The 5,398-nt window shown below is 74.2% G+C and carries 4 protein-coding genes and 1 pseudogene; 3 read left to right on the forward strand and 2 right to left on the reverse strand.

Annotation, left to right across the window (positions count from 1 at the left end; translation table 11 throughout):
- Positions 1-16: 16 nt before the first annotated feature.
- Together ACR9ZK_RS20500 and paaN are read right to left on the reverse strand one after the other, a co-directional pair.
- Positions 17-1,339 carry an MFS transporter gene (locus ACR9ZK_RS20500; protein ID WP_481343812.1) on the reverse strand — a complete coding sequence of 441 codons (1,323 nt, stop codon included), beginning with the start codon at positions 1,337-1,339 and terminating at the stop codon, positions 17-19.
- A gap of 17 nt (positions 1,340-1,356) precedes the next feature.
- Entirely contained in the window at positions 1,357-3,084 is a 1,728-nt protein-coding gene (gene paaN / locus ACR9ZK_RS20505; protein ID WP_481343813.1) for a phenylacetic acid degradation protein PaaN, read from the reverse strand.
- Between the two features lie 56 nt (positions 3,085-3,140).
- Between paaN and ACR9ZK_RS20510 the strand changes: the two genes are divergently transcribed.
- The 3 genes and pseudogenes from ACR9ZK_RS20510 to ACR9ZK_RS20520 all read left to right on the forward strand — a co-directional run.
- A complete protein-coding gene (locus ACR9ZK_RS20510) occupies positions 3,141-4,397 on the forward strand; it encodes a 3-hydroxyacyl-CoA dehydrogenase NAD-binding domain-containing protein (protein WP_481343814.1) in 1,257 nt (418 codons plus the stop codon).
- Positions 4,394-4,888 (forward strand): hydroxyphenylacetyl-CoA thioesterase PaaI, encoded by a 495-nt coding sequence (paaI, locus tag ACR9ZK_RS20515; RefSeq protein ID WP_481343815.1) that lies wholly within the window; start codon positions 4,394-4,396, stop codon positions 4,886-4,888. Before ACR9ZK_RS20510 ends, paaI begins: the two co-directional genes overlap by 4 nt.
- Positions 4,889-5,086: 198 nt before the next feature.
- A pseudogene (locus tag ACR9ZK_RS20520) lies at positions 5,087-5,398 on the forward strand (hypothetical protein); the annotation flags it as partial.

Raw genomic sequence — 5,398 nt, forward strand, 5'->3', positions numbered from 1 at the left:
TCCGTCGTCGGCAGCGTCAGATGTGTATAAGAGACAGCCCCACGACGATGCCGGCCGCGACGCCGCCGCCCGCACCGGCGAGGCCCATGAGCACGTCGGCGAGGCCCTGGGTCGCCGGACGCTCGTCCGTCGAGACGGCGGCGGTGAGCAGCGTCGAGCCGGACACCAGGGTGCACGACCAGCCGACCCCGAGGAGGAAGAGCGCGGCGAGGAGCAGACCCGACCAGCCCGCCGCGGTCCACGACGCGAGCACCGACGCCACCATGAGGACGGCGCCGCCCGCGGTCGCCACCCAGTGGCTGCCCCACCGGTCGACGGCCATCCCGACGAGGGGCGACAGCGCGAACATCCCGAGGATGTGCACCGAGATGACGAAGCCGATGACCTCGAGCTCGGCGTGGCCGTGCTTCATGTGGATCGGCGTCATGACCATGACGCTGACCATGACGAGGTGCCCGAGGGCCATCACGAGCATGCCGGTCAGCGCGCGGGGGTTGGACCGGAGCACCGCGAGGCCGCGGCGCATCGAGCCGTCGTGGTTCGGCGCCTCGCCGGCCGGTGCGGCGGACGGCTCTGCCGGCGCACCGACGACCTCGCCGGGCGCGTCCACCGGGCCGGCCGAGGCCCCGACCGACGTGTCGGCCGGCAGCACGAGGGACGCCTCGGTGTCCACGCCTCGGGACCGGAGGTCCGCTGCGCGGGACTCGGCGTCGAGGCGTCGCGCGGTCAGGAGCGGGTCGGGACGCAGCAGCCGGTCGACGACGAGCCACGCGAGGACGAACCCGGCCAGCGAGAAGACGAACACGCCCGACAGCTCGGGCAGGCCGAGCACGTGGGCCACGGCCTTGCCGGGCCCGACGAGGTTGGGGCCGGTGACCGAGCCGATCGTCGTGGCCCACACGACCACGGACAGGTCGCGTCCCCGTCGTGCCGGCTCGGCGAGGTCGGCTGCGGCGTACCGGGTCTGGTTGTTGGCCGTCGTGCCGCCGCCGAAGAGGAACATCCCGACGACGAAGAGGGGGAACGAGCGCAGCACCGCGGCGACGACGACGAGCGCGGCGCCGACGAAGGCCACGCTCAGCCCGAGCCGGAGCCCGATGCGTCGGCCGCGAGATGCTGTGGCGCGAGCCACCGGGATGGTCAGCAGCGCCGTACCCAGCACCTGCGAGGTGGTGCCGACGCCGGCGAGCGCCTCCGTGCCGCTGAGGTCCTCGGCGATGAGGGCGCCGACCGCGATGCCGCAGGCCATGCCGACCCCGCCGAGAACCTGCGAACCGACGAGGGTGCGAACCACCTTGCGCTGCAACGCCGCCCGGTCGGTTGCGACGGGAGTGGGCACCGCCTTCTCCCCGGCGGTCACACGTGCCTGCGCGAGGTGATGACGCGGAACCGGTTGGCGACGAACGCCGCATCGGTGTAGGCGGCGTTGGCGGCCGGGTTGGCTCCCGTGCCGTGGTAGTCGGAGAAGGCGGCGGTCTGGTTGACGAACACCTGGCCGGTGAGGTTCTCCGACAGGGCGACACCGCCCTCGGCCGCCGCCTCGCGGGCGCGGTCGAGGACGTCCTCGGACGTCGAGTACACCGAGGCGGTCATCGCGCCGTGCTCGCGCACCGTGTCGGCGAGCTGGGCCAGCGACTGGTCCGTCGAGGCGGTCCGGATGAGGAAGCCGACCGGGCCGAAACACTCCTGCGTGTAGACGTCCTCGCGCGAGACGTCGACGGCGACGAGCCCGGGTGCGCGCACGACGGCGTCGGGCCAGCTCGGGTGCGTCAGGCGTCGGGAGGCGAGCACGACGCGGCCGTCGGCGTCGTCGGCCAGCGTCTCGAGGGAGTCGGCGTTGCTGCGGACCTGGTCGTTGACGGTGGCGCCGAGCAGCTCGACCGCCTTGGCGTCCTCGCCCGTGAGACGGGACACGGCGCCGGCCAGCCGCTCGCCGAACTCCTCGAAGCTCAGGTGGCCCTCGTCGGTGTCGACACCGCCGGCGGGCACGTAGACGTTCTGCGGGGCCGTGCACATCTGGCCGGAGTACAGGGTCAGGCTGAAGGCGAGGTTGCCGAGGGCGCCGCGCACGTCGTCGGTCGAGTCGACGACGACGGTGTTGAGCCCGGCCTTCTCGGTGTACACGAGCTTGCCGAGCGCCGCGCCGCGCTCCTCGAGCCAGGCGCCGAACGCCGGGCCACCGGTGTAGTCGATGATCGCGACCTCGGGCCGCTCGGCGAGCACCTTGGCCAGGCCCTGACCGTCGGACTCGGGCGCGAGCTGGACGAGGGCGGGGTCGAAGCCGGCCTCCTCGAGCACCTCGCGCGCCGCGGCCACCGAGATCGCGAGGGGCAGCACGGCGCGCGGGTGCGGCTTGACGACGACGGCGTTGCCCGTGACGAGCGAGGCGAAGATGCCGGGGTAGGCGTTCCACGTCGGGAACGTGTTGCAGCCGATGACGAGCCCGATGCCGCGCGGCACGAGGCGGTAGTCCTTCTGCATCCGCAGGGGCGCCGGCCTGCCCTCGCGGTCCTTGCCGGGCTTCTCCCAGACGACCGACGCGGGCACGCGCTCCTGCTCGACCAGGCCCGCCGCGACCGCCTCGACCGCACGGTCCTGCGCGTGCGGGCCGCCGGCCTGGAACGACATGACGAAGGGCTGGCCCGAGGTGTGCATGACGGCGTTGGCGATCTCGAAGGAGCGCGCGTTGACGCGGTCGACGATCTCGACGCAGACGGCCGCCCGGACCTGCGGGCCGGCGTCGCACCAGGCGCGCATCGCCTCGCGAGCAGCGGCAAGGCCGGCGTCGAGGTCGAGCGCGGGGTACGTGACGCCGAGGGCCGGGCCGTACGGCGACACCTCGCTGCCGACGGACGTGCCGTTGGTCGGCTGGCTCGCGAGCGCGGCGAACGGCGCGCCGAGGTGCGCCTCGTGGGCGGCCAGCCCCTCCCTGGCGGCGTCCTCGCCGTAGACGCGGGGGCTCGGCGACTCGGGGTAGCGCGAGTAGTAGGTGCGGCCGGCCAGCGCCTGACGGATCTCGTCGAGGACACCGGTGTGGCGGTCGAGCAGCGGGTGGGTGGTGGGCGTCGTCGCCGGTGCAGTCACGCCATCGATGCTAGTCCGGCGCCCGGCCCGCGGACCGGACGAGGCAGGATGGCCGCATGGTCACCGACGACGCCGCCCCGACCCCCACGGACGCCGCAGGCCTCGAGGACGACCGCGGCGGGCAGGCCGGAGGCGAGTCCGCCTTCGGCCGCGTCGCCGTCGTCGGCGCAGGAGCCATGGGAGCCGGCATCGCGCAGGTCGCCGCCGTCGCCGGGCACACCGTCGTCCTCGTCGACGCGGTCCCCGGCGCTGCGGCCTCGGCGCTGGAGCGGATCGGGGCCTCGCTCGAGCGCCTCGCCGACACCGGCCGCATCGAGCAGGCCACCGCCACCGCCACCATGCGACGCCTCGCGACCGCGGAGGCCGTCGACGACCTGCCGGAGTGCGCCCTCGTCGTCGAGGCGGTGCCCGAGGACCTCGACCTCAAGCGGCGGCTGTTCGCCGAGCTCGCCGAGGGGCAACCCCCGACGGCGGTCCTCGCGACGAACACGAGCAGCATCGACATCGACGCCATCGCCCAGGACGTCACGGACCCCGAGCGCGTCCTCGGCCTGCACTTCTTCAACCCCCCGCCCGTCATGCGCCTCGTCGAGGTGGTGCACGGCACCGTGACCTCGCGCGCCTACGTCGAGCACGCCGTGACGCTCATGGAGGCGTGGGGCAAGACGCCGGTGCGCTGCGCGTCGACGCCGGGGTTCATCGTCAACCGGGTGGCGCGGCCGTTCTACGGCGAGGCGCAGCGCATCGTCGAGTCCGGGGTCGCCGACGCCGCCACCGTCGACTGGATCCTCCGCGAGAGAGGCGGCTTCCCGATGGGGCCGCTCGAGCTGACGGACTTCATCGGCCAGGACGTCAACCTCGCGGTCGGCACGTCGGTGTGGGAGCAGACCGGCCACGACGAGCGCTACGCCCCGACCGACCTGCAGCGCCGGCTCGTCGACGCCGGTCGCCTCGGCCGCAAGACCGGCGCCGGCGTCTACACGTACGGGGCCGACGGCACGCCGACGGACGCCGAGCCAGACCTCGCGCTCGCCGAACGCCTCGTCGGCGGTCCCCTCGAGACCGACCCGCTCGCCCGCACCCTGGCGATGCTCGTCAACGAGGCCGTCGACCTCGTGCACCGCGGCGAGGCGAGCGCCGAGGACGTCGACACCGCGATGCGGCTCGGGACGCGCTACCCCAAGGGACCGATCGCCTGGGGCCGTGAGATCGGCTTCGACGTGGTCGCCCGGCAGCTCGAGCAGCTCGACGCCGCCTTCCTGGGCGGCCGCTACCGGCCCAGCCCGGCGCTCACCGACGGGAGTCTCGCGTGAGCGCCACCGACGCGTCGGACGCCTCGGGCGCGTCGGGCGCGTCGGACGCATCGGGCGCGTCGGACGCGTCCGGGGACGAGGTCGCGGCCGGGGTCGCGTTCGCGCACCGCATGTGGGACGACGACGAGGCGTCGCGGCGGCTCGGGATGGAGGCCGTCGTCGTCGAGCGCGACCACGCCGTCGTGCGTCTCACCGTCCGCGACGACATGGTCAACGGGCACGCGATCTGCCACGGCGGGTTCATCTTCACGCTCGCCGACTCGGCGTTCGCCCTGGCGTGCAACTCCCGCGGCGACCTCACCGTGGCGGCCGGGGCCGACGTCACCTTCACTGCACCGGGACGGCTCGGCGACGTGCTCGTGGCCGACGCCCGGGTCCGCACGGCGTACGGACGCAGCGGCCTCACCGACGTCACGGTGACGCGGGCCGCCGACGGCGTCGTCGTCGCCGAGTTCCGGGGGCGCAGCCGTTCGATCCCGTCGGCCGGCTGAGCGGGCCGCTCCCGCGTCGACCCCGCTCCACGAGCCCGCCCGCGACCGCCCGCGAAGGCCCGGAGTGGCCGGCCGGTGCACTGTCCACAGGCCCTCCCGCGTACCGGACACGGTGTCGTGACGATTGTGGATCACGTGCCGCGGCGGGGCGCCGCGGCGGGGTACATTGCCGCGGACCGACAGGGAGGTTCGCAGACAGTGAGCGACGAGCAGGGGTGGACCACTCCCGGGGCAGCGACGCCGCCCGGTGACGTTCCACGTGGCGTTCCACGTGGCGTCCCGAGTGACGTTCCGGGAGACGTCCCGAGAGACAGGACGCGGGACACGACGGGAGCGGCTGGCGGTGACGCCTGGGCCTCGGCGTCCACCGGCCCGTCCCACGACCCGACGTCCGACGCGTCGTGGGGCCCACCGCCCGGCACCGCACCGTCCACGCCCGCCCAGCCGGTGCCGACGCCCGCCCCGTACCCGGCCTGTCTCTTATACACATCTGACGCTGCCGACGACGGA

This window comes from Monashia sp. HAY1-5C (genome assembly GCF_056755255.1).

Coding starts and splice junctions, on each gene's coding strand:
- ACR9ZK_RS20510 (WP_481343814.1), top strand. CDS start 3,141: ATGGTCACCGACGACGCCGCCCCGACCCCCACGGACGCCGCAGGCCTC.